This is a genomic window from Pseudobdellovibrio sp. HCB154 (assembly GCF_046267985.1).
Lineage (GTDB): Bacteria > Bdellovibrionota > Bdellovibrionia > Bdellovibrionales > Bdellovibrionaceae > Pseudobdellovibrio.
In genome coordinates this window covers 1,529,629-1,554,799 of sequence record NZ_CP176530.1, presented here as the reverse complement: position 1 = coordinate 1,554,799, position 25,171 = coordinate 1,529,629, and the positions used below count along the sequence as shown (strand labels likewise).

The following is a 25,171-nucleotide window of genomic DNA, read 5'->3' as shown; positions in this document are numbered from 1 at the left end:
ATGAAACGTTTAGTTTTAACTTTAGGATTAATAGCAAGTGTTAATACTTTTGCAGCTCCCAACAAGTACTGCCTTGATGATGGCAAACAAGATGGCGCTGATTACTTAGCTTTAGTGAGCAAAGAAGACGGCCATAAATTAAAACGCTCTTATACGCCGGCAGATTTAGTTTCTGTACCGCAAGACTTAATCTGGAATAAATCAGGCTCAAACGAAAAACTTCGTAAAGAAGTCTTAGAAGCTTTTATCGCTATGACAACTGCGGCAAAAGCCTCTGATGTCACTATTAAAATCTATTCAGGCTATAGAAGCTTTGACCAACAATGTTCAACTTACGCAAGCAAATTTCCAAAATTTAAAGATAAATTCAAAACCGAAGAAGAACTTACCCAATACGTTCAAAGCATCAGCGCCGTTCCAGGCAGAAGCGAACACCAGTTAGGTGCCACGTTTGATTTAGTTTACCCAAGCTTAGGCCCGACATTATCTTATCCTGATATTAAAGAGCGTTGCCCTCAGAACAAATGTAAAGAGTACGAATGGCTTTTAAACAACGCACATAATTTTGGAATGGCCATGAGCTACCCGCGCTATTCAAAAAACTTAAAAGTAGAATCAAATCCAGTGACTCAATACAACTTTGAACCATGGCACTGGCGTTATGTTGGCGTTCAGTCTGCGAGTGAAATTTATAAAATTTCACAAGATATCGGCCGCCGCTTATCTGTTCTTGAATACGCTAAGTTTAAAAAAGGTCTTTTATCTTACGAAAATTTACAAAACCCAGAAGGCTATTTAAATAGCCGCGCCCCACAATCTGTTACCCAAGAATTAGTTATCGGTATGGGTGGCGATGTGAGTCTTTCGCGTCCAGGTTCAGACAAACTTGAATCAACAGGCAGTACTTTTAATTCATTCACAACTTGGGAGCAAATGACTGTCGGTCTTAAAAAAATGACGGCTGGTAATGATTTGAACTTTATGAATCTAGAAAGCGTTGTTTCATCAAAAACAAACGCTGAAATGCCTATTATCGAAGGTAAAAAATGGCCACAAAAATCTCACCCGGCCGGAGTTGATTATTTAGTGAATAAAGTAGGCTTTAACATGATCTCTTCAGCGAATAATCACGCGTATGATTACGATCAATTAGGTATCGAAGAAACTTTGGCCAACCTAAGAGATATTCAGTCCCGCGCTGGCCACCAAGTGTATTTATCTGGTCTTGGCCGTTTAGAAGAAACAGTTAACCCTGTAATCATTGAAAAAAATGGTTTACGTATCGCTTACGTGGCTGTTGGCATGAAAGGCGATGATCGCCCTCACTGGGAAAAATCATGGCAGCCTACCCCTACAACTAATGGTATGTTATCTGTGCGTCTTTGTAAAAACGGTAATGTTGAAAAAGCGATGATCCCATGCCCTGAGTACGCTGATTTAAAATTAATTTTAGAAAACTTAAAAAATACGGCAGCTGATCTTCGTATCGTGTCTATCCATGAAGGCATGGAGTTATCAGTTTATACGAAAAATGGTTCTAAACCTGACGACGATACAACTCAAACTGAAGATGGTAAACAACGCCAACGTTCAGAAAATAGAAATATCGAAGCTAAAATGTCTTTAATTAAAAGTTACGGCATTGATTTAGTGATCGGGCACCATACACATAATGTACGCCCGATTGAATTTAACCAAAAATCTTTCGTAACTTATAGCTTGGGTAATTTATTATTCTTAGGTGGTAAAAACTATAGTTCTAATAAATTTCCATTATGGAATCGTTTTGGTTTATTTGTTAAAAACTACTACTCATTCACAAACGGTCATATGATGTTAGCCGCCTCACAAATTATCCCAACGAAAAATAGCCACATCAGCCCCACTTACTGGGATGCCGCGACTGCCAACCAATATGTCGATTTTTTGAATGAAGCGAGCAAAAAATCTCTAGGAGAAAATGCCGTTGAATACAGATCGTTAAATGATGGCACAGCGGTATTCTGCGTACCGGGTGTTGAAAAAGGCGAACGCGCCGCTAGAATCTGCGGCGCTCAGTAGTCAAATTACTTCTTTTTAGAAAATGCGGCTCGTAATGTTTTTTCAAAAATATACGAGTCGTAAACTTTACCTTCGATATGCGTTTCAGCTACAATTTTATAACCACGGCGTTTGTACCATTCCACTAAGTGTGTTGCAGGCTGCGCGGTATTCAACTGAATAGCTTCATACTTTTCATCATTCGCTAACTGTTCACAAAAATCCATAATAATTGAACCAAGGCCTAAACGTTTAAGTTTTGGAGAAATCGCAAATTGTTCTAAGTAAGCCGAATTTTTTCCGGTGATCTCATTTCTTGCGTAATACAAAATCGTACCGATGATCTCTTTACCCGATAATAAAACAAAAGTGCGGCCTTTCGCCATGCGCTTTCGTGTTTCGTCTTCATCTTGATAAGAGGCTGTATAATTTAACCCCATGTCAGCTAGCTCTTTGTAAGAGTCATTTAAAAGCTGACGAATCTGCGGAACATCGCTATCTGAAGCCAAACGGAACATGTAGTGCTGATTATTGTGATTAATATTAAAGTTCATTAGAAAGAGTATCCTACTTGTAATTTAAGTAATGTAATACGCGGAACCCAGCGAATAAGTTTAGCGACTGTATCAACAGTGTCTTTACTATCTTCATCTGTGGCATAATCGCTGTATTTGTTATTGTACTTTGTTGTAAATACCGGTTGCGACCAAGAAGCCCAGTCAACACCCACCATCCAACGGTTAGAAAAAATCCAACGGTTGCCGATACCGACATTAAAACCTAATGAATCGATTTGCATTAAATCAACATCGGGAATATTTGTTGCGATGTAAGCTAAGTATTTACTGCCGATATGCATCTTGAATCTATTGTAGCTTAAACCGTAACTTAAATTGAAAGTTTCTGTTCCGAAATAATTACGGCGAATCAATGATAAACGTTCGTCAGTCATCTCACCGATATCATCAACAAGAAATGGAACTGAAACACTGCTTTTTAAATATTCTAATTCCCAAGTGCAATCAACATCGTTCACTACACCTAAGGTTAAGCCAAACTTACTTGGCAAAATAAGATCAACAGGCGCAAAATTTCCGGTAGCAAAATAATTTGAATTTTGGCGAACTAAGCGGCTGTGGCTTAACGCCTGAACAACTTGATCTTTACTCTCTTTAAAAGCTTCTACAATTTTTTCTTGCGTGTCTGCAAAAACAGATGACGAAAAGGCTAATACGAATATGAAAATACTTTTTAACATAGCCTAGATTTCTAACACTTAAGAAATCAAATAGCTAGCGAAGACCTTCTTCTGACCAGGCTCCAAGCAGGCTAAATAGACTATAACGCGATGGCTGTTCGTGGATTACAATATAGCTTGGTTCTAAAGCCTCAATAACTGGCTTAGGAGCATCACAGTTTAAGCGGTCACCGGTTTTAAGCACGTAGTCGCGCTCATCGCCAGTGAATGTAACCCACACCATACCGCTACCGATAACGATTTGAGAGTTAGCTTTGACTTCGATCAAGTCACCTTTTTTAAGAAAGATTTGTTTTTTAGTAGTGAGATCCATAGAGCTAGTATAAGATATTTAAGTAATGAGTACAGATGCACCTAAAATGAATTGTAACCAGTACAGTTTAGGACTTACGTTGGAGGTTCCAAAATGGCACGCTCACCTATTTTACGCAGATCAGATGTATCGCTTTATAACCAGGTTGAAGGCTTAATCAAAAACTGGATTACCGACGGTACACTCTTAGCCGGAAGTCGTATTCCCTCTGTACGTGCTATGAGTAAAAAATTAAGCGTAAGCATTTCGACCGTTAATCAAGCGTATGCTCTACTCGAAGCACAAGGCCACATCGAAGCTAAACCGCAATCAGGTTACTTTGTAAAAAGATTAACTATGGTGAATACGCCAGCTTTCAAATCTAAAGCCATGCCGACTCCACGTTTTGTCAAAGATAGCTCTAGAAATTTGGACATTGTTCATTCCTGCAGTAACGAAAAATTAGTTCCGTTAGGCGGTGCTGTTATTCACACTTCACTTTTACCTACAATGAGTTTACAAAAATCTTTGTTAAAAGTTATGCGCCAAGAACCGGTCAAAGCAATGCGCTATGCCCCTCTAGGCGGAATCTACGAATTAAGAAAAGAAATTTCAAAACGCACTTTTGATGCAGGCTATGTGGTTGATCCAGAACAAGTGATTATCACAAACGGTTGCACCGAAGCTTTAAACTTAGCTTTAAAATCATGTACAAGCCCAGGTGATATCGTGGCCGTTGAAAGCCCGACGTTTCACGGAATTTTACGCCTAATCGAAGACCAAGGTTTAAAACTTTTAGAACTTCCGGCCACTTCAGATAAAGGTATCGATCTAGAGGCTTTTGCAGAAAAGGCTTCTAAATTTAAAATTAAAGCCGCACTAGTTACGCCGAACTTCTTAAATCCTATCGGCAGCTTAATGAGTGATGAAAACAAAGAAAAGTTCGTGCAACTTTGTTACAAACACAACATCACTATTGTTGAAGATGATATTTACGGCGAACTTTACTTTACGCCAACCCGCCCGTTAACTTTAAAATCTTTTGACAAGCAGGATAAAAACTATCTTTGCTCTTCATTTTCAAAAACTTTATCAGCTGGATATCGTATTGGTTGGGTGATCCCGCCTGAATCTGAAAAAGAAAAAGTTTTACTTTTCAAATCTACGAACACCTCAAGCACTAACGCCGCTTTACAGATGGCCATCGCTGATCATTTAGCAAATCACTCTTACGAGCGCCATTTGCGCAAACTTCGCCAAACCATTGAAAAGAATTTCACGCTGATCACAGCAACGATTCAAAAACATTTTCCCGAAGACATTAAAATCACTCACCCTAGAGGGGGCTGTTTGATTTGGATTGAGTTTGCCCCAAGCACGAACACGCTTGATCTTTTTGAAAAAGCTTTAAAGAAAAACATCAGTGTTGTTCCGGGTTGCGCATTTTCAAGCACAGGAAAATATATGAACTGTCTTCGTATCAATGCGGGTGTCGCTTGGAGTTCTGAAATCGAAAAAGCACTGATCGAAATCGGAAATCTTGCAAAAACTTGTTAGAGCAGATGAGCTAATTTTACACAGAGTTCGGTTACAAAAATTCTTTGATGTAACCACAGCTTTGCGTATTCTTCCATAATGCTTCCATAGTGTTTATTTTGTCAGCACTTAGCTAGCAAAAATCTTATTTACACAGAAAAACAATTTGCAGTTTTCACGTATTGCCAGTTTACTTTTAACCCATGCAACAAGAAGTTTATTTACAAATTCTTCAACGCGAATTTGATAAGAAAAAAGAGAAGAACCCAAGATACTCGCTACGCATTTTTGCGCGTCATCTTGATATCGACCATTCGACCCTTTCTCAGATCTTTTCAAGAAAACGTGGTATTTCAGAAAAGCTTGCACAAAAAATTGTCGGCAACCTGACACTCACTCATCACGAAAAACAAAAGTTTTTAACAAGTGTTGATACTTGTTTTGCGCGCGCCAAAAAGAAGAAGGCTGCTGCCGCCGTAAAACTTTCACAAATTTCTAAATTTGCAAACTCAGTGGTGATACACCAAGATCCATTAAACACAATCAATCACTGGCGCCATGTAGCTGTTTACGAACTTGTCTCAACTAAACGAGCAACCAACGTCCATCAGTTAGTTGAAATTTTAAAAATTTCATTCGATCAAGCGACACTGATCATACAGCAGCTCTGCGATTTAAAAATTTTGCAAAATGAAAATGGTATTTTATCTGGAACGGCTTCAAGTGTTCAGACTTTAAATGACATTCCTTCAACGGCGATTGCTAAATATCACGTTTCTATCGCGGAAAAAGCAGCACAAAGTGTAGCGACACAACCTGTTTTAGAAAGAGAATTTCAAAACCTGGTGATTTCGTTTTCTAAAGATCAAATGCATGGTGCAAAACAAATGATTCGCGACTTTATGAGTGAATTCAGCACTAAATATTATAATGAAAATCCATCGACAGAAATTTATTCGTTGGCAGTTAATTTTTTCAGCTTAGAAAGGCCCTAAAAGATGAAAGTTTTTGTTTTACTTACAACCCTATTAGCTTCTTTAATTACATTAGCCGGACCAGTTCACGTTGGTAATGGCGGCAATGCCATTAAAATCAATGATAAATACTATCTTTTAGATTTAGCAGAACAAGGCATCGCCGAAGAACCGGTATTCAAAGCGGCCACAAACAAATTCTTTTATGACTACTTTCGCGCAAGAACGCTGAATTACCCGAGCCGTATGCCGACAGCTACGCTTGATCTTTTTAGCAGAAAATTAGCTGAAATTGCAGAGCTTGATCCCGTTTACGCTGAAGCTTTAATTACAGCTTTTGAAAATGTACGCTGGAGCTTTGTTAACTACCGCTTAAGCGATATCCCGGTAGAATCTATTATTGCAGGGCCCTATTACCAAGTTGCAGCCCGTACAAACGATGTGATTTTAATCGATCTTATGTTCTGGTACCAAATGAACGAAGAAAACCGTGTGGCTTTACTACTGCATGAACTGAATTACATTTTAATTATTCCCAAAAAAGAGGTCGGCTCACCGAAATTAGAAAAATCAGCGATCAAATCACGCTTAAATACAGGTTATTTGTTTACTCAAAATATTCAGACAATCAAGCCAATTGATTTTTCACAGCGTATTAAAATTTGGTTTCCATCACGCCTATCGCAAAAATTTGACCAGTTAGTATTTTTTCCGTTCACTTACAAAAATGATGGGGCCCCCGATAAAATGGCCTTTAGCCCTTACATTCAAATTAACGGGAGTATTTCTGGGCCGCGCATTGCCAGCATGGGGTTTGAATATTTCAAATACGAAGTTTGCAACAATACCTATAACCTAAACACCGTAGAACTTATGGCTGTAACAGTCGAACAAGATGTATTTGATGGCGATAACAATTCTCAAGACGTAACCAATTTAGTCGACAAAAAAGTGCCGAATTTTCACTTTATCCGCTCATTGGGTGAAAGCTGTAACGCCGCTGCAGGACGCTTATACAACCAAATTAACGCTTTTATTCCAGGTGTGTTTTATAACGAATAAGCGGTTGCAAATACTCAACTGCGCAACTGAAAAGAATTCCTAAGATATAAAGCAAATCTTAGGAATTCCGATAAAGTGAGTACAATTTAGCAAATGCGCATTCAGCACATTTATTCACATTAAGGACTAACCCTAAAAAGTTAGTCCTTTTTTTCTATTAGAGTCACATCAGGATCTAACATTTGACTGACTGGCGTGATGATATCTTCGTCTAAATTCAGTTCTTTACCAATGTCGGTTAAGCGCTTTTGCACTAAAGCTTTTACATAAGGGCCATCAAGCTTCATATCACGCATTTTTTGCACGCGCCCTAATCCTTGCCCCGTGACATCTAACATCACTTTATATGTGAGCTCACTGCAGTACGTACGTGTGTCAGAAAATTCAAAATAGATATCATACGGCTTATTGTATTTCTGAATTGCCGCCAACATCGCCGAACGCATCGTGGTCGGATCAAAATGACGAAAGCGGTAGATTTCATACGCTTTATCTTTACTGCGAGCAATAAATTCACTCATCGGCGTACTCACCACTGGGCCAACAGCTTCAGCGACGTACCATTTTGAATTTTGTTTTACTAAAAGACCTACATGAGTCCACACAGAGCCTGTCGCCTCGCGAAGCGCTGCCGACTGCGAAGACTGACTTTGAATAAAAATAATATCACCTTCTTGATATCCTGAAACTGGTGCAGGTGCTGGTGTCGGCGCAGGAGTTGGTACTACAACCGGTGGGGTCTGTGAAACAATGGGAGGGGCTGATGTTGTCGGCGTTGGCGTAACTGGTGTTTGCACTGGGGCATGCTGAGCCGAATTCGACGGCGTCGAGCGTTTTTCCCAGAAAGGTTTTCCACGCGAAAATGCAAAAATTTGTTCAGTTGATAGGGTTAAAAAAGTAAATGTTAATAAGATTATGTTCTTTGTTTTCATTAACCCAGAGTCTAGGGATCAGAACTCACGGAGCAATTTGTTTACCCCGTTTTCTGGACGATCGTAGTAAATAAAAACTCTAATCTTTGTTTGAAAAATATTTTTTAAGTTTGTTTGCTAAACAATTACTGAGCGGGTTTACAGTTCGGAGCTTCTGGATCTTTTTTGCAGATATAAGCTTTTAATTCGTCGAATTCTTTCACTTTTGTTTTTAATTCTTCGTTTTCAGCTTTAAGTGAAGCGATCTCGCGCTCAACGCCAGTGATTTTGTTGTAAAGTGTTTTAACAGCTTCTACCAATGGAGCTACTAGATGCGAGTAGTTCACTGATTTCATGCCTTGTTTATCTGTTTCTACAAGTTCAGGGTAGATTTCTTCAAGCTGTTGGGCGATAAAACCAATTTGTTTTTTTGGCGATCGGTCTTTATCAATCCAATTATAACTTACGCCTTCAATCTGCAAGATTTTCTCTAAACTAAAATCAAGCGGCATAATATTTTTCTTCAAGCGCGCATCTGAAGAATCGGTAATACCAAAACCGCGGATTGTTCCATTCACATCAAGTTTGTAACTTGGCGTTGTTGTACCGATACCGTTATTACCATCAAGAGCAAAGTGCATGCGAACCGCATTATTTCCATAAATTTGTAACACACCATCTGAGACCCAATTAATACCGGTATCATTATCACCAATCGCTAAACTGATGGATGGAGTAACCGATCCCCAGCCTGAATTTGAATACACGTAAGCTTTACCTTCCATAAAGGTATTACCACCGCGCACTTCGAATTTACTTGCAGGAGATGCGGTGCCAATACCCACATTCGTGCCGTTTAAATTAAGTAACATTGAAGCTGAAGCTGTACCTAAGCTTAAAGTACTGTTCGCAGTTGATGAAATTCGTCCATCAAAATCTGTATTCGTACCACGGCTTAAATCAATGTGCGGCGTTCCGCCTGTTTGAGTTAACTGAATTTGGTAATCATCGCCGGCACTTTTTCCTAAGAAAATGCCCTCTGTTGGCGAATTGACCTGTGAAACTGTTGACACGATATGAAGAGAACCTTGCGGTGCCGCAGTACCAATACCCACGCGACCGTTAAAAGTAACGTTGTCTGAATTGTAACGATATTTAAAAACTTCGTAATCTGTACCATTATCACGGCGGAAGAAAACAACATCATCACTAGCGCCTAACATAGCTGGAGAATCATCGCCGTTATACAACATACCGGCACCATAGGCTGTTGATTGTCCGACATAAAGCATTCCTGATCCTTGAGCTGAACCAGTTGCTGCAATTGTTGCAGTATCTGTATCTGGCGCGAAAACGTGTAAGTTCGCCGATGGAGTCAGAGTGCCCATACCAACATAACCAGTCGAACCCTGAATAAGCATACGGCTTAACCAACCAGAGCCATTGTAGTTGTAAAAATTAATATTACCTGGAGCTCCGCCCGCGATGTAACTGCCGATATCTACATTACCACGGCGATCATCAGTTCCACTCACTGCATTTGTTCCGTAAAATTGGGCGTAACCACCGTTTGATGAACCTGAATTTCCGGCCACGACAAGACCAGTGTTAGGTACCACACCGCGGTTTAAACCCATAACACCACCAATTTGTGTCGTACCATTTCCTGTTGCGATATAACCCGCGACATCTAAAGTCGTACTTGGAGTAGTCGTGCCGATACCTACGTTACCGTTTGCACCGATACGCATTTTTTCTGTACTGTCACCACTACCTGCTGTTGTCGTAAAGAATTTTAAATTTCCCGGCACTGATCCGCTTGTTGCCGCGCCATCAGCATGTGAAATCATATAAGCTGAGCGAAGTGTTGTAGATCCGTCGTGACCGTAGAACGAAAGATAACCTAATTCATCATTATTTTGTGTAGCGCCGTAATTTCTATTTTTCCAAAATGCAATACTCGCACCTGCCGCGTTCGCGGAATTATTTTCTAAAGCTTGGTTACCTAATAGATGTAATTTAGCACCTGGATTCGTTGTATTAATACCAACATTACCATTCGTATTAATAAACATACGTGATACACCAGCTGTAAAATCATAAACTTCATAACCTGCATTACCATCACTGATATTTAAACCATTACCGTAAGTGCGAGCTACACCGGCTGCTGATTTTCCCGAATGGCGAGTATAAGCTGCAGAGCCGTTATTACCACTTTCAACATTGCTAATAACGTTACCTGAACCCTCATAAACTGATAATTTATAAACTGGAGTTGCAGTGCCGATACCAACATTACCGCTCGAATTAATTCTCATTCTTTCCGTTGAAGCTTGTCTAAAAATAATTGGCTGACTTGTCACACTTGATCCAGCTGTGAAATACATACCGTTACTGATGCCATTACCTGTAGCTATTTCAAACGAAGTAGCTCCTGCTCCATTTTCAGACACAGACATAATCGAGTAAGAATTAGCGGTTCCAGTGGCCAGATCAAAGCGAGCTTGCGTTCCAGCTGTAGTATTCGAATTTACAACTTTAGCAATAGTAGGAAGGCCAGCTTGGTCTTTTCTAACTTCTAAGAGTTGTGTAGGGGCACTCGTACCTATACCTACAGCCGTTGCTGTAACTCGCATGGCTTCAACATCGTTTGAAAAAATTGAAACGATACCGTTAGCTCCACCAGAACCTGGCGAAAATAAACCTGTATCGCCATCTATTCCAAAAGAATAACCATTTGTTGAACTATCTGCTGCATTCGGCACACCTTGGTTTGCGCGATAGCCTGTAGCTTTGACTTGCGCTGAACCACTGATTGTTCCAGCTACATTTAAATTACCACCAATACCAACACCACCTTGAACAACTAAGGCACCATTATTAGATGATGTTGATGCTGTTGTTGATGACACAATAACTGAACCTGTTGGCGTTAATGTGATGTTGCTTGTTGAATTAATCGTTGAAGCATTATCAATACTGCCCGTTGATGAACCTGTGGCAATTGTACGACGCTGATTTGAACCATCAGTTACATAGAAATTTACGCCATCGTACTCCATTGTGCCTGATTGCGGAGATGTAAGTAATGTGCCTGAAGTAAATTTTAATGGAGCCTTTGACGTTGTACCTGCTGCTAATTGAAATTTCGCCGTTGGATTTGAAACACCAATGCCGATGTTACCTGTAGAAAGAGTTGAACCAGTTCCATCAATGTCATTACCGAAAATTAAATTTCCGATATTTAATGTGCCAGAGGCAGTAGCCGCAACCGTATTAATGTTATTACCGATCACAATATTATTAGGACCAGTTGTTAAATTACCTGCGGCATTTGCTCCGATCACGATATTGTTGTTTGCGCCTGTTGAAATATTTGTGGCAGCATCGTAACCAATAATGACCGTACTGCTTACATTGGAATTGTTCGATGGACCATTTCCTGCCCATGCTCCTAAATAAACATTTCGATTACCTGTTTGATTGGCTCCGCCAGCACCTATCCCCATACCTACGTTGTGAGTACCCGACGTATTGCGACCTAAGGCAATCATACCTACAGCACTATTATAATGCCCTGTAGTATTGTAGCTAAGGGCTGCTCCACCGACTGCTGTATTCTCAACACCTGTAGTATTACTCCACATTGATTCAGCACCGATCGCCGTATTAAATTGTCCAGTTGTATTTTCTGCTAAGGCGTACCAACCGAAAGCTGCATTTTCATAACTTGTAACCGAGTTTTCAAGCGTTGCATAACCAAAAGCTGTATTTTGACCACCACTTTGATTAGCAGCCATTGAATTTACACCAAACGCTGTGCTTTCTGCCGTATTTGAGTCTTCAACTAGTGGACGCGAAGTGCCTGAGCCAACAAATAATCCACCATTACCTGTATACACATGAACGATATCATTTAAAGTCACTTGCGATCCGCTGATCACGCGACCTTTACCATCAACAGTGACTTTCGTGTATTGTGTACCACTTGCAACACCTGATCCGATGGCTGGTAAGTTAGCCTCTGATAAAGTTCCTGAAGCAGCTGTTGAGCTTAAATCTATATAATTTAAAGTAGCTAACGCGCCTAAACCTAAATTTGCACGCGCGACTGTTGCTGATGCTAAATCAGATAAGTTATTTGCTTTAACAAGATAAGTTCCAGAAACAGAATCATTTAATGGTGTATAGCCTAAGGCAGAAATCACAGAAGCCGATGTAGCACTCACTTTATTTGTAAAAGCTAAATAATCTGCATTTGATAAAAGACCAGCAGTCACTGAGCCAGAAGCTGCTAACGGAATATTAAATGTGTGAACTCCGTTATTTGAAGAAATATTAAAAACTGTTCCGGTAATTCCAGTGGCAAAAGTTTGCGTTCCAGAAGTTGAACCATTCATTGCAGTGATTCCCGCTCCTGCTACACCAAATGGTAACCATGAAGCTCCGTTACAATATTCAACGCTTCCAGAATTATATCGTAAAGTACCTGTAAAGCTTGCAGCGCAAGTTGCAGATTCCATGCTGATGCGAATACCACCGGCCACATCTAATTTAGTTGTAGGGGCTGAAGTTCCAATCCCCACATTACCAACGCCAGTAATACGCACAACTTCCTGTTTCACCGAACTTCCGTTAGGCGTCGTCGAAAACATAAGTGCAGATCCGTAATTTGGACTAAAATTTTCTGTGGCGATACTTTCAATCGCCGCAGTATCTTTGCCGTTAACACCAAACCTATAGCTACCTAAGCTCGTTCCACTCGCCGCGGAAGAAGACCAAGCCGATGCTTTAAAAAATCCCGGAACAAAGTCAGTACCGACAGCCACTACAGCTCCTGGCGTAACGTTCGCTCTTGGAGCAAGATCGTAAGTCGCATTTGCAATTGATAATGTTCTTGCCGTTACCGTGCCCGCTACATCCAGAAGCGTATCTGGACTACTTACGCCGATACCCACACTGCCTGAGTTATAAAAAACGCCTGTTCCTGAAGATGTCCATTGCGAAGAAGTCATAGCCGCAAATGAGGCCGCTACTGTATTTGATAAACTTGTGACCGAATTCGTTAAACCGTTGACCGTCGAAGAAACTGAATACACCGCACTTGAAACAGAATTCACCGTTGAATCAAGAGAGGTAAAACTTGCGCCTTGTGCTGGTGTGTAACCTAAGGCCGCAATTACACTTGATGATGTTACTGGCGTACTGCTAGCACCCACTGTAATACAAGAAAAACTTACGCCATTATATTTAATCGCTTGATCAGCGGCACAGCTAAGACCGTTTAACGCTGAATACTCAACAAATGCCGTGTCAGCTTTTCCGTTTAATGCCCGTGAATTATCGGCACGTGTGGCAAACATCGCATAAGGTACGGCGTTGATCGACATCGCTGGCAGCGTTTGCCAACCGTTACCATCGTTAAATTGCATCACAATCTTACGTGTGTCTGTCGGATTCGGGTTGTAAATTCCCATCGTTTGACAGGCAAAAGATGTGATTGAGTTATCAAAAGTATTTTGAAAAGTTTGCGAGGTACCACTGGTCGGAAATGTTCTGGCTCCCGTTCCTAAAGGAAAAGAAATCAAACCACCTGTGTCTGTCATGTTGATAGCTGCATAGTCTTCAACATACATCACGCAAGATCCACTTTGATCTAAAACGGTAAAACGAAAATTTACGCTCGAAGCTTGTAAGGGGTAACCATCAGGCTTAACGATGCGCGCTTGGTAAGTGGTTCTGCCGTTGATGGCAAAGGATGTGAGCGAGAATATAAAAATACTCAGCGAAATGAACCCTTTGAATAAAACGTCCCGCACCACATTGCTCACAGGGTACATATCGACATTTTTGACAGTTTTCTTAAGATTTACTGGCGTAAACAGGGCTAAGTCTAATCAAATATAACAAGCTTAGAGAGTCTCATTCCGAGAAATTTGAGCAGATTTAAAAAAAATGTTCCGGAGTAGGCCTAGTCTGCGTCGTCAGGCTCATTTCGACGCACAATTGATGATCCAATCACCCACGGATCGCTCGCAGGTTCATTTCGCACTATACGCCCTGAATTTTCAGAAGCATCAGATTTTCTGATCTCTTTATTATTAATTTCTGCAGATTCGACCTTTCGATTTTTCGACAACTCTTTTTGGGGTTGAACATTGAATGTGGGCATAACTGACCTCCGTATTTTATTAAAGCAAAGTTTGCGCCTTGAGATATCTTGCCCCGTAAATTTATCCTTCGGGCAATTCTCCCCGCTTAATCGCGTTAACTTATTTTGAGAGTGGTTATGAGATTGCTATTTAATCATTTTGGATGGGGATGTATGATAGATTTAATTCAAGACTTCAGTGCCAATAAATCGGTTTTATCAAAAAATAAAAAAATTAAAGCTGCTCCTGAATTGCGCCATTTGATTCGAGAATCTGTGGCTCTTTTAGGTGAGGTGATTAAACGTGAATTAGGGGCTGAATCCTTTAAACAAATTGAAAGTATTCGCCTACACATGACTTATCTGCGTGAAACTTCGGAAAGCGAAGCGTTTATTAAACTTAAATCTTTAAAACGCGAGTTAGAAAAAAAGAATCCCGATCAGCGTTACCAAATCGCCCACGCTTTTACACTGATGATTCAGCTCATGAATGCAGCTGAAAATGCTTACCGCAGCCATCGTCTAACCGTAAATAGTAAATATAAATTATCAGATATTCATCCCGAGAGTATCACTTACGTTTTAACCGCCCACCCGACCGAAGCAAGATCAGCACAAAACATATCAGTCTTTCAAGAGATTCAAAAAATACTTATCGATGTTTTAGCCACAAACGCGCTTGAGAAAAAAATGCAGTTTAAATCTGAACAAAAAGCAGATCTCTTTCACTACCTAGAAATCGCTTGGCGAGCCCCCGTCATGCGTAAACGTTCTCCTAAAGTTAAAGATGAAGCTGAAACACTTTATTCGCAACTTTTCAGAGACCATATTCTAACAACTTTAATGAATACCAATGAAAGAAAAGTGAATTTACGCATTCATAGCTGGATTGGCAGCGATAAAGATGGCCATCCTGGAGTTCACGAAAAAACTTTACTGCAAAGCTTAACGATCTCTAGAAATGAAATCTTAAAGCTGATCACAGAGATGCTTATTGCAGTCCGTGCGACTGTAAAACTAATTTCTAATAAGGATTTAATAAAACAAATCAACGACTTACTTATAACCGCTAAGCCACTCAGAAGCATAAAAACAAAAGATGTAAAAAAAGTTAAAAAATTCAAACACGAAGTCTTAAACCTACTCAGAGCGTATGAAACACAAATTGGAATCATTCACCCAGAACTTCGAACAATAAGCCAATTACTCGAATTATTTCCAGGCTTAGTAATTCCTATGGAGCTTCGCGAATCGTCTGATGTCATCATGATGCGCTCTAAGAACAAAAAAGGTTTGGCTATTGATCGCATGTTAAAAACCATCGCTTCGATTTCTCAAGGTGGAGACCCACGTTGGTACGCTAGATCTTTTATTATTAGTATGGCGGAATCAGCAATTCATGTAAAAACGGCGGCTTTAAAACAAAAAAAATATCTAGGGCAAATCATCCTTCCGGTTGTGCCCTTATTTGAAGAAGCTTTATCTCTAAAACAATCCGCCGAAATTATGACAGAGGTTTTTAATGATGAAATTTTAAAATCAGCAATTAAAAACTATTGGAATTCTAAAGTAGAAATTATGCTGGGCTATTCTGATTCCAGTAAAGAAGCTGGCGTTTTTCCAAGCCGTCTGGCTATTGCTGAAGCTCTACCCCGTTTAGAAAATGTTTGCCGCGAACATCAAATAATACCGATCTTTTTTCACGGCTCAGGCGGAAGTGTAGATCGCGGCGGCGGAACACTTGATAATCAAACAGCCTGGTGGCCTAAAAGTGCGGTGAATAATTTTAAAGTCACCGTACAAGGTGAAATGATCGAACGCTGGTTAGCAAGTCCAATGATTGCTGATCGCCAACTAGAAAATATCGCCCAATGTGCCACCGATGTTTTAAAAAAGAAATTTCATTCACCGGAAAATGCAGATTTAAAGGCTTTCGCCGAAAAAATAACCCAATCTTACCGAGGTAAAATTACCGATGGCGACTTTTTACAAATCGTAAAACAGGCAACACCTTATGCTATGATGAGCTATCTAAAACTAGGCTCTAGACCCGCACGACGTACTAAAGAGCTAACGGTAAAAGCTTTACGAGCTATTCCTTGGATTTTATGCTGGATTCAAACACGACTGCTTTTTCCAGTCTGGTGGGGCGCAGGCCTTGCGTGGGAACAATCAACTCCTGAACAAAAGAAAGCTTTACTTGTCGAATTTCAACGTAACCCCGTTTTTAATTCTTACGTAAAATCCTTAGATTTTACTCTAGCCAAAGTTGAGCTTGCGGTTTTTAAAACTTATCTCTATGAAAGCTCTCTGCCAAAAGACCTTATTCAAAAATTCTCTCAAGAGATTGAAGACGAATACGCCCGCACAGTGAAGTTCTGTAAAACGATCACAAAGTCACATCAATTACTGGATACAAAACAGTGGCTTCAAGAAAGTGTGCATTTGCGGGCTCCGATGATTCATCCGCTTAATCTTTTACAGAATATCGCGATGAAAAATAAAGAAATTGATTTACTAAGACTTACAGTGACAGGGATTTCGAGCGGTATGATGTCCACCGGCTAATGTTAAAACGCAAGTACGTCTTGTATTTGAGTGCGATTTCTTGTTAGGCTTTAGGCATGAAGCGCTATTTTTTTACGACAGCATTATTATCTTCGTTAATTTATCTCAATGACGGCTTCGCTAGCCCAGTGTTTACACCAAAGGTGATCTACAACGAAGATACCCGCCAGGAAATTGCCTTAGAAAGCCCTACCGACATTATGCAGTTTGTGCAAAAAAGAACGCTTGCTATCGTTCACAGTGCTGATTTTCACACCCAACCCAGCGGCGACATTATTTTCTTACCTAGGCATTACGGCCGTGCTTTCAAGCTGTGTGAAGATGAACGTTTTTATAATCAACCCTCACTGGCTAAATGCACAGCTTCAGTTATCGGTAAGGATTTAATTCTGACCGCTGGCCACTGCGTCTCTGAATCAGGCTGCCAATTTACCCGTTTTCTTTCTGATTTCGTGTTAGGTGAAAACGGCGAAAACCCCATTCGCACAACGACTGAAAATATTTATCGCTGCAAAAAAATTATCTATGAAAACGACAATCCAGCGTCAGATATGGCTATCGTTCAGCTAGACCGCGAATTTCCATATTCACCACTTACCTTGGCCGAAGCGCCGCTAAATTTACAAGACGAGATTTTAGTTGTGGGCCACCCGAGCGGATTACCTATGAAAAGTTCTGGTCTTGGACCAATTCGCAAATTTAGCGGTAACCTTATTACGGCTGAATTAGAAACATTCGGAGGAAATTCTGGCTCACCGGTTTTTAAGAAAAATTCCAGTGTTATTGAAGGAATCCTTGTGGCTGGCGAAACAGATTTTGTACTTTCTGAAAATAAAAAATGTTACAAAACCAATGTGTGCACGAGCACTTCGTGCTCAGGTGAAGATATCACTTCAGCGCAATTTATTCGCTCGGTTTTAAACCGTAAACTCTTCGTACAAGATCACGATCACCTTTAGTTAAACTTTTAGAAGTGCCCATGGTGTTTGTGTATTTCTCATAACCAGGACGAGGAACCATAATCGGACGGCCATTTACACTGTAGGCTGCATTCCAATAATGCATAATCGACATAAAATCATAGGGCGTACTTTTATCAAGTGATCCAAATGATAGTTTTTCGTAAGCAAAAGCGTATTCACCGGCGTTAGCTAAATTCACTTTTAAATATTTATCGCGGTCAGGTCTTTGGTGCTCATGCATAAAACCAAACACATGCCCCAGTTCATGAATAAGCTTTGTTTTTTCCCAGCACCAATCAAAAGAAAAATTAAACTCCTGTCGGCCAGATCCAGAACCTACATCGGTCCAACAGCGATTATTTTTATCTGTCACAAAAAGATATTTGATATCAGTAGATTTTCTTAAACGACAGCGCACATTCGCGACATCTGACCAAACTTTACAAGCCGCCATAAAACGGTTTCGATAATCTTTTGAAATCGAGCGATCAAACTCCACGGGAACTATCCCATTTTGCCACGGCTGACTCTCATAAGCGTAAAACCCCGAAGCCATTTCGGTGGTTATCTGGCTTTGCTTTAAACGGTAATCCTCAAAATAGTGAAACAACTCTTGCGAATAGACCATCTGAGAAAAAAACAGGATCAATACGATTTTCACCATGAGTTTATGCTAGCAAGCGATGTGCTCATGTAAATTAAAAAATGTAAGGAATAAGAATTTGGAGGTGACGGAGGGACTTGAACCCCCGTAACAGCTTTTGCAGAGCCGTGCCTAACCCCTCGGCCACGTCACCAATCGAAAGGTAAGAAACAATTTAACTCTAGTTCATTCCCTTTTCAAGCTGCAAAAAGCCCTTTACCGTCCAAGTTTCACTCTTTTTTAGGTGTTTAGTGGTTATTTGAGGGGCTTGATCTTCGATGGCAAAAATTTGTGCAACCTTAACTAAGGCTTGTTGACGTCTTCCTGACAGCTCGGAATAGGTCTCTTCGATCACTTCCATATCGATTTCGGGCTTAGTTTTTTGCGCTAAAACTTTCCAGTTTTCGATACGGCTCAGAATTTTAAGTCCTGGGTAAGTCCGTTGCGGCCGTTTTAATTTATGAAAATACATCAGACCAAAACGATCAGCTAAAGGTCCGCTTAATCTGTCTAAATAGCTTTTGCATTTTGAAGCGCCAAAGCGACAACCCGAAAAATCATACCCAGGAATCCATTTTCCGCACGGACAAAAGTTACTCGTGGCAATAACTTGAAAAGATGGTTTAACTTCTTTCACCCGCCCGGCTCTGGCGATTCGCAAAACCTCACCGGTCATGGGCTCACGCAAAGATTCTAAAATCTGCGAATGAAACTCTAAAAGTTCATCCATCAAAAGCACACCGTTTTCTACTTTTTCAATTTCACCTTCAGCCAGCTGAACACCACCACCTAAAAAGGCTCCTACTGTGAGCGAATGATGAGGCGCTATAAATGGAAACCAATCATCATGCGTGGGCGTTTCATCAGATAAATAAAAACTAATAAATCTTTTAGCCAAAAATGATTTTCCAGCGCCAGCTTGGCCAGCCAGTAAAGTATGAAGACCACTTGTGGCCATTAGAAAAATTAACTCAGCCTCTTCGTCTGAGAAATTTTGCTCCAATCCAATTTCAGGTCTTCGCAAAACAGTTTTAGAATGCTGATTTCTTGAAATCATAACTTCGGAATTTAAATCCATCAGTCTTGAAAACTCATGACTTTCAGATAGAGCATTTCCCGTTAACACCCAGTCATTATTCATGTTTTTAAAATACTTTAAGTCTTCAGGTTCACGAACACCGCCGTTTAAATCAAGTTCACCATAGATCAAATGCTTTTGGGTTTCTTCGCATAAAACTTTTTGTCCGGTTAAATGTAGAATTCCTAAAGCGACTGCAAGCTCTAAACCTAGAGATGATTTTTTAAGAGAACTGGGTCTGATATTCACGATCACTTGTTGTGATAACGGAAATTTAAAGCCCGAAGATTTCATCGCAGCTTTTATTCGAAAAAAACTTTCTTTAATGACTTTATCAGGAAGACCTAAAAAATGAATCTGCGGAATACCCGGAATCAGTTCAATTTCAACGATGGCCGGAACTAGTCGGTTTTGATTTTCGATAAGTGTTTTTAAAATCATAAAGCCCAGGCTTTGCAAGGCCTAGGCTTTATTTTTATAAGTTTAATTTTGTGCTGAACTTAAAAAGGTTTCGGATTTCGGATTATTAAATCGCGACGTCTTTAAGTTTAGACATTGGGTGATGTTCATCAACTGCTTTAGTTGTCGTTGCCGTAGATACCGCCGTGTAAACTTGCGTTGTCTGGATACTTGCGTGACCTAAAAGCATTTGGATTGAACGAAGATCTGCGCCACCTTCTAAAAGTGCTGTCGCACAACCATGTCTGAATCTGTGCGGATGCACAGGCTCTTCAAAACCAGCTTTCGCTGACCAAGATGCTAACCATCTCCATACATCAATGCGCGATGGACGGTGTCCACGGTCATTCAGCAATAAAGAGTTTTGCCCTGATTCATCGTAAGCTAATAAATGACGAGAATGTTTTAGATATTTATCTAAAGCTTCAAATAAAGTTTCAGTTAAAGGAATTAATCTTTCTTTTTTACCTTTACCTAAAACTTTCACCCAACGTTCAGTGGCTGAAAAATCTGATAAATTTAAAGAAATTAATTCTGATACACGGCAACCTAAACCATATAAGAATAATAAGGTTAATTGGTTACGGTATTTTTTTGCCGGATCAGCCACTTCGCATGAAGCAAATAGCTTTTCAAATTCCTGAAAAGTGATTGCTTTTGGAAGTGATGATTTCACTTTCGGTGGACGAAGTTCGCGTAATTCTTCTGATTTAATTCCACGAGATTCGCAGAACTTAAAATAAGTACGTAAAGAAGAGATCACACGCGCTTGTGAGCGAGTCGATAATCCTTCATCTTTCATGAAGTCGTAGAATTCAGCTAAGCGTGTGCTTTTTTGTAGAAAAGCTTTGTATAATTCCAAATCTCTTCTGTAGGCCATCACAGTATTTAGTGAACGCCCTCTTACATGTTGCAAATCATCGAAGAACTCAATCCAAAGAGGTAGTAAATTCATATATATAATTTGAAACGTGATTCTCGAATTAAGCAAGACAAAAGTTTGAGTCTAAAAACAACAAGGGCGACAGTGTGATGGCTCTTCACAAAGTCGCCCTTTAAATAAAACAATTCCTCTAAAATCTTTTATGATCTTAAATCTTAATAAATTACTTTAACTATTTTGCGTGAGGCGTTTGTTAGTCGACCAAAATGTCGCCGTAACAGTTGTATCCGTTGGCGCTTTCAATCACGATTCTACCGAAGATTCGGCCATATTGCGGAATTTCCGTCCACAGATTGCCCATTTGATTGTAGGGTTTTGCCGAAACTTGAGCGTTACGAATTGAAAGAATCATGCTTGCGGGACCGACTGCTTGAATTCTTACATTCTGCACAATAGCATTTGTCCACACACCTGTTTGAACAGTCGATAAAGTGTATGTTCCCGCTGGAACTAAACATCCACCTAAATATTGACCCATAGTTACTGATAAAGATCCATTCACAACCACGGGGCCGACATAGTTAATTACCGGAGATCCGTAGTTTAAGTTATTATAGTAAGGTGCTGCAACACCTGATGAGCTTAGAAAGCTTAGGTTAAAAAACAGCGTTTGATTCGTATCTTTAGATTCTGATCTAAAAAACTCAGCTCCACCAATTCCGTTTTGATAAACCGGAAGGTTTGCTTGGTTATTTTTGTTTTTATTTTCGCAGGCAATTACGAAGGCTGTGGCGATCGTAACTGCTGTTAATGTCATAAGTTTAGTGAAAGTTTTCATAAAATTCTCGTTTGGGGGTCTCAAAGTTTCTATAAAGTTCTTAGTTAATGTTGAAAGCGTCGTTTACTACTACATCAGAGAAAGTACCTAGTAATTCATAACCTGCTTCAGCGCCTGGGAACAAGCCACACTTAGTTTGGATCACGTTTGAACGGCAATCATATGGACCCATGTAAGTAAACCAACAAGCACGGTATGGAGAGTGTTGCGCAGAAGTTACCGCGAAGTTTTTAAAGTAAACATAACCTTTATACTTGCTACCAGCTACAGGTTCAGCATCGTTACCGCCAGATGAAGTTGATTGCGGAACTAAAGTGATTGTGATCGCACCGTATTGGTCTTCGAAAAAACCTGTGAATACAGTTTGATTGTTGTAGTTAAACCAGTAGTTATAGTTAGATTCTAAAGTACCGTTATCGTACATACCTTTAAATGATTGGTTCGTGCCCATACCAGATTTGAATACACCGTTATAAAGGTAACCATTGTCTTTATAAGAAATTGAAACTGATCCACCGTAGCGACCAGAACCAACTGATGCTAAGTTGATGTTAATTTTAAAATCTGTTGGAGCATTTAACGGATGAGTCGCAACATACTTATTCATTTGCGCTAAGCTTGTTGGCTTAAATGTTACAGTTGATCCACCGTAGAATGTTGTTGTTGAACTTGTCCCAGGAGTTGTTGGAGCTGAAGGATCGATAATGATCGGTCCTGGAATCGTTCCATTAATTACTGGAAGAGTATTTGTGACTGTATCGCTCGAATTTGAATTCGAACATCCAACAGCAAATAATACAGTTGCTGTTAATAATACGAGTGCATTTGTTTTTAATAATCCTGTTTTCATAAATACCTTCCTTAAAGAGCCATTTTAAATCAGGTGCGTTGTATATTAAGGTATATACAAGCGGTGTGCCGAAAAGGACTAAATGGCATAACTTATTGAAAACAGGTGGCTTTTAGGTGTTTTTAGACTTAAAATGAGACGATGCTCAAAGTAAATAGGTTATGGAATTAGCAAGAAGTGACGTTAAGTGCTGACACTTGCAAAGAGTTGTCAGTCCAAGAGCCTCTTTGTTTAGTAATCACATTTCGAAACTTTCGGCTTCGTCTCACAATGATAATTCTGATTTTTAGATAATTGTTGGCGATCTTGCCACTGACCTTGCCCATCACAGCGATAACGGATGCAGAATTTCTCTTCCCATTTCCACAAACACTCGTTGAACTGCCCGTTGGGCTCATGACAAACCGACTTGTCGTACTCTTGTTTACGCTTTTTCTCTTCGGCTTTTTTAGTTTGAGCCGCCTTTTTACTTCTTGCGATTTCAGAAGCTTCAAGATCATTCATCTCTTTAAGAATTTGTTTAAAATCGCAAGTGAAGGTTTCTTTCCATTCTCCTTTTGGGATTTTGCGATTTTGCAGCAATTGATCAAACTCTAACTCACCGTTTTTAAGTACCCCCTGAAAAGAGGCCCCTTCTTGAAACTTAAGATTTTTCACAGTTTCGTGATCAAATAACGAAGCGGCAATACCCGCTTCACCGGCACAAAAACGCACCTGCGCGATAGCTGGATTAAGCTCTACGAAAAATTCGCGCTGGTTGTTTTTTTCGCTGTTTTTCCAGATAAAAAACTCAGATTGATAAATCACCGTCAAATCATCTTCGATGTTTGAACTATTTTTAACGTAGAATCTTCCCGAGTTAAAATTCACAGCTTTAACTTTGAAATCTTTTTTGGTGATATAATAACCTTCAACTTTAGCACTCGATTCAGGAAACACGATCACGTAGAAATCTTTACCTAATTCGATCTTGATTTGTTCTTTAGCCGCTGTTTTTACGGTAAAAGTTTGCTCGATCTTTTTACCTTTAACCGGCTCAACTTTAACATTACCGTCAACTAAATGAATGAGCGGATGCCCGACATAACTTTTAAGGACCGGAATAGCCGCAGTCGCGTTTTGCGCTAACAGTAAAACCAAAGCTAAAAAGAAGATGTTATTTTTTTTGATCATAAATTTCCTTAAGCTTTAACCACTTTAAAAGTGCGGAATAGGCTGCGTTTCTAGCAATAGCGTAGCCCGCCCAACCATCTAAAAAGCCAAGTTTAAAAATGTAACATTCAATAAACTTTACGTAAGGTTTTGTGAACAGATGAAAATAGCTAAAAGATTTTCCGTTTTTAAACATGGCTTCAGCTTGCAATGTTGAATAACGGTTATTCGTTTGCACTTGATGTTCGATATTTTTAAAAACGTAATGATGAAGGTAATTATCAAGCTCGGCGATATGTTCGGTATCACCTTTTAACGGTTCTACTTTTTCATGAATCACGGCCTGATTCCATTGATGAGTTTTACGGTTAAATAACCGAATTTGAAAATCTGGGTACCAACCACCGTGCTTAATCCAACGGCCTAAGTAAAAAGATAAACGTGGAATTTTGTAGATGTAATCAGCATCAAGAGTTGCAAGCTTTGATAGAATTTCTTGCTTTAAGTGAAGCGGAACTTCTTCGTCAGAATCGAGAGATAAAATCCAGTCATGAGTTGCACGCTTTGTGGCTTCGTGTTTTGACGGTCCGAAACCCAACCACGGCCCTTGATGCACTTTTGCGCCCAATTTCTGCGCAATGTTAATGGTGTTGTCGGTAGAACCCGAGTCATAAACAACGATTTCATCAACCCAATCAAGCGACTTTAAGCAGCGCTCGATGTTTGATTCTTCATTTTTACAGATGATCACAGCTGAAATAGGCACGAATTCATGTCATCGTTTTTTCGTGATAAAGTCAAAGCGAAGCTTTGCGCACCAAACAGCAGTGTAACGCTTGCCAACCTAAAGTCTGGGTGGTTACCATATTACCTATGACAAAAAACAAAATTTTCAAATGGATCCAGATCATTTCTATTTTCGCTTCAGCTTTTATGCTTTCGCGCTATAGCCACGCTTTTTTAACTATCAACGAAACGGCAGAAATCTTGCCAGAAAACTACTACCGTTTAGGCGTAGCTCCGCAATTGATTGTTTCTGATGGTGGTGGTTTTAACGTTGGTGTTTACGCTGATGCACATATCATTGATGATCTTGATGGCCGTATCACAATGGGTGGCGGTGAAACTGATTTCTGGACACAGGCATCGGTTAAATGGGTTCCATTTCCAGATGTTGAAAAACAACCAGCTATGGGTGGCCGTGCAGCGATCATTTACGCACGCGATGAAGATCACAATTTAACAGGCGTTCAATTAACTCCCCTATTTTCTAAAAAAGCTGACACTCGTTACGGCAACATGATTCCGTACGCTGGTCTTCCGATCACATGGTTTAGCGGTAACAGCAGTTACGTGTCTTCACAATTTACTGTGGGTGCTGAGTGGTTTCCTACTGAAGACAAACATATCGGTGCTGAATTCAATTTAAATTTAGATAACTCGCTTTCAAGTGTTTCTGTTTATTTCAGTTTCCCTTTCGAAGGCTCAACAGGATATAAAAAATACTAGTT

Annotated in this window: 20 protein-coding genes and 1 tRNA gene; 7 read left to right on the top strand and 14 right to left on the bottom strand. The window is 40.0% G+C overall.

The window, feature by feature from the left end:
- Positions 1 to 2,061 (top strand): CapA family protein, encoded by a 2,061-nt coding sequence (locus ACKWCF_RS07635; RefSeq protein WP_409480117.1) that lies wholly within the window; start codon positions 1 to 3, stop codon positions 2,059 to 2,061.
- Between the two features lie 5 nt (positions 2,062 to 2,066).
- On the opposite strand, the gene ACKWCF_RS07630 is transcribed toward ACKWCF_RS07635, so the two are convergent.
- Genes ACKWCF_RS07630 through ACKWCF_RS07620 form a run of 3 tightly spaced genes read right to left on the bottom strand, consistent with a single transcriptional unit; the run spans position 2,067 to position 3,611 of the window.
- The gene (locus ACKWCF_RS07630; protein ID WP_409480116.1) at positions 2,067 to 2,594 is read right to left on the bottom strand and encodes a GNAT family N-acetyltransferase; all 528 of its coding nucleotides are present in this window, start codon (positions 2,592 to 2,594) and stop codon (positions 2,067 to 2,069) included.
- A complete protein-coding gene (locus ACKWCF_RS07625; protein ID WP_409480115.1) occupies positions 2,594 to 3,298 on the bottom strand; it encodes a hypothetical protein in 705 nt (234 codons plus the stop codon). Before ACKWCF_RS07625 ends, ACKWCF_RS07630 begins: the two co-directional genes overlap by 1 nt.
- Positions 3,299 to 3,332: 34 nt before the next feature.
- Positions 3,333 to 3,611, bottom strand: a complete 279-nt coding sequence (locus ACKWCF_RS07620; RefSeq protein ID WP_409480114.1) for a DUF2917 domain-containing protein — start codon at positions 3,609 to 3,611, stop codon at positions 3,333 to 3,335.
- A 93-nt stretch (positions 3,612 to 3,704) separates the two neighbouring features.
- Between ACKWCF_RS07620 and ACKWCF_RS07615 the strand changes: the two genes are divergently transcribed.
- From ACKWCF_RS07615 to ACKWCF_RS07605, 3 genes are all read left to right on the top strand, one after another.
- Positions 3,705 to 5,147, top strand: a complete 1,443-nt coding sequence (locus tag ACKWCF_RS07615) for a PLP-dependent aminotransferase family protein (RefSeq protein ID WP_409480113.1) — start codon at positions 3,705 to 3,707, stop codon at positions 5,145 to 5,147.
- A 182-nt stretch (positions 5,148 to 5,329) separates the two neighbouring features.
- Complete coding sequence (locus ACKWCF_RS07610) at positions 5,330 to 6,121, top strand: TIGR02147 family protein (RefSeq protein ID WP_409480112.1); 792 nt, start codon at positions 5,330 to 5,332, stop codon at positions 6,119 to 6,121.
- Between the two features lie 3 nt (positions 6,122 to 6,124).
- Complete coding sequence (locus ACKWCF_RS07605) at positions 6,125 to 7,162, top strand: hypothetical protein (RefSeq protein ID WP_409480111.1); 1,038 nt, start codon at positions 6,125 to 6,127, stop codon at positions 7,160 to 7,162.
- Positions 7,163 to 7,302: 140 nt separating this feature from the next.
- Here ACKWCF_RS07605 and ACKWCF_RS07600 read toward each other — a convergent pair whose 3' ends face one another.
- The 3 genes from ACKWCF_RS07600 to ACKWCF_RS07590 all read right to left on the bottom strand — a co-directional run bounded on the left by ACKWCF_RS07600 (position 7,303) and on the right by ACKWCF_RS07590 (position 14,248).
- The gene (locus ACKWCF_RS07600) at positions 7,303 to 8,094 is read right to left on the bottom strand and encodes a YiiX/YebB-like N1pC/P60 family cysteine hydrolase (protein WP_409480110.1); all 792 of its coding nucleotides are present in this window, start codon (positions 8,092 to 8,094) and stop codon (positions 7,303 to 7,305) included.
- 125 nt (positions 8,095 to 8,219) lie between these two features.
- Positions 8,220 to 13,895, bottom strand: a complete 5,676-nt coding sequence (locus tag ACKWCF_RS07595; RefSeq protein ID WP_409480109.1) for a tail fiber domain-containing protein — start codon at positions 13,893 to 13,895, stop codon at positions 8,220 to 8,222.
- A 152-nt stretch (positions 13,896 to 14,047) separates the two neighbouring features.
- Positions 14,048 to 14,248 (bottom strand): hypothetical protein, encoded by a 201-nt coding sequence (locus ACKWCF_RS07590; protein WP_409480108.1) that lies wholly within the window; start codon positions 14,246 to 14,248, stop codon positions 14,048 to 14,050.
- A 153-nt stretch (positions 14,249 to 14,401) separates the two neighbouring features.
- Here ACKWCF_RS07590 and ACKWCF_RS07585 point away from each other — a divergent pair, with 153 nt between their 5' ends.
- Both ACKWCF_RS07585 and ACKWCF_RS07580 read left to right on the top strand, forming a co-directional pair.
- Positions 14,402 to 16,795 (top strand): phosphoenolpyruvate carboxylase, encoded by a 2,394-nt coding sequence (locus ACKWCF_RS07585; protein ID WP_409480107.1) that lies wholly within the window; start codon positions 14,402 to 14,404, stop codon positions 16,793 to 16,795.
- 56 nt (positions 16,796 to 16,851) lie between these two features.
- Positions 16,852 to 17,754 (top strand): trypsin-like serine peptidase, encoded by a 903-nt coding sequence (locus ACKWCF_RS07580; RefSeq protein WP_409480106.1) that lies wholly within the window; start codon positions 16,852 to 16,854, stop codon positions 17,752 to 17,754.
- Here ACKWCF_RS07580 and ACKWCF_RS07575 read toward each other — a convergent pair.
- The 8 genes from ACKWCF_RS07575 to ACKWCF_RS07540 form a co-directional block, all read right to left on the bottom strand.
- Entirely contained in the window at positions 17,699 to 18,421 is a 723-nt protein-coding gene (locus ACKWCF_RS07575) for a M12 family metallopeptidase (protein WP_409480105.1), read from the bottom strand. The genes ACKWCF_RS07580 and ACKWCF_RS07575 overlap by 56 nt on opposite strands.
- A gap of 59 nt (positions 18,422 to 18,480) precedes the next feature.
- Positions 18,481 to 18,554, bottom strand: a tRNA-Cys gene (locus tag ACKWCF_RS07570).
- Between the two features lie 27 nt (positions 18,555 to 18,581).
- Complete coding sequence (locus tag ACKWCF_RS07565) at positions 18,582 to 19,919, bottom strand: ATP-binding protein (protein WP_409480104.1); 1,338 nt, start codon at positions 19,917 to 19,919, stop codon at positions 18,582 to 18,584.
- Between the two features lie 85 nt (positions 19,920 to 20,004).
- On the bottom strand, positions 20,005 to 20,892 hold the full coding sequence (locus tag ACKWCF_RS07560; RefSeq protein WP_409480103.1) for a tyrosine-type recombinase/integrase: 888 nt from the start codon (positions 20,890 to 20,892) through the stop codon (positions 20,005 to 20,007).
- 181 nt (positions 20,893 to 21,073) lie between these two features.
- Complete coding sequence (locus tag ACKWCF_RS07555; RefSeq protein WP_409480102.1) at positions 21,074 to 21,658, bottom strand: hypothetical protein; 585 nt, start codon at positions 21,656 to 21,658, stop codon at positions 21,074 to 21,076.
- Between the two features lie 40 nt (positions 21,659 to 21,698).
- Positions 21,699 to 22,508, bottom strand: a complete 810-nt coding sequence (locus ACKWCF_RS07550) for a hypothetical protein (protein ID WP_409480101.1) — start codon at positions 22,506 to 22,508, stop codon at positions 21,699 to 21,701.
- 231 nt (positions 22,509 to 22,739) lie between these two features.
- Positions 22,740 to 23,681 carry a hypothetical protein gene (locus tag ACKWCF_RS07545; protein WP_409480100.1) on the bottom strand — a complete coding sequence of 314 codons (942 nt, stop codon included), beginning with the start codon at positions 23,679 to 23,681 and terminating at the stop codon, positions 22,740 to 22,742.
- A complete protein-coding gene (locus tag ACKWCF_RS07540; protein WP_409480099.1) occupies positions 23,665 to 24,426 on the bottom strand; it encodes a glycosyltransferase family 2 protein in 762 nt (253 codons plus the stop codon). The genes ACKWCF_RS07545 and ACKWCF_RS07540 overlap by 17 nt, the downstream gene beginning before the upstream one ends.
- A gap of 107 nt (positions 24,427 to 24,533) precedes the next feature.
- On the opposite strand from ACKWCF_RS07540, the gene ACKWCF_RS07535 reads away from it, so the two are divergent.
- Positions 24,534 to 25,169, top strand: coding sequence for a hypothetical protein (locus ACKWCF_RS07535; RefSeq protein WP_409480098.1), 636 nt, complete (start codon positions 24,534 to 24,536; stop codon positions 25,167 to 25,169).
- Positions 25,170 to 25,171: the final 2 nt, after the last annotated feature.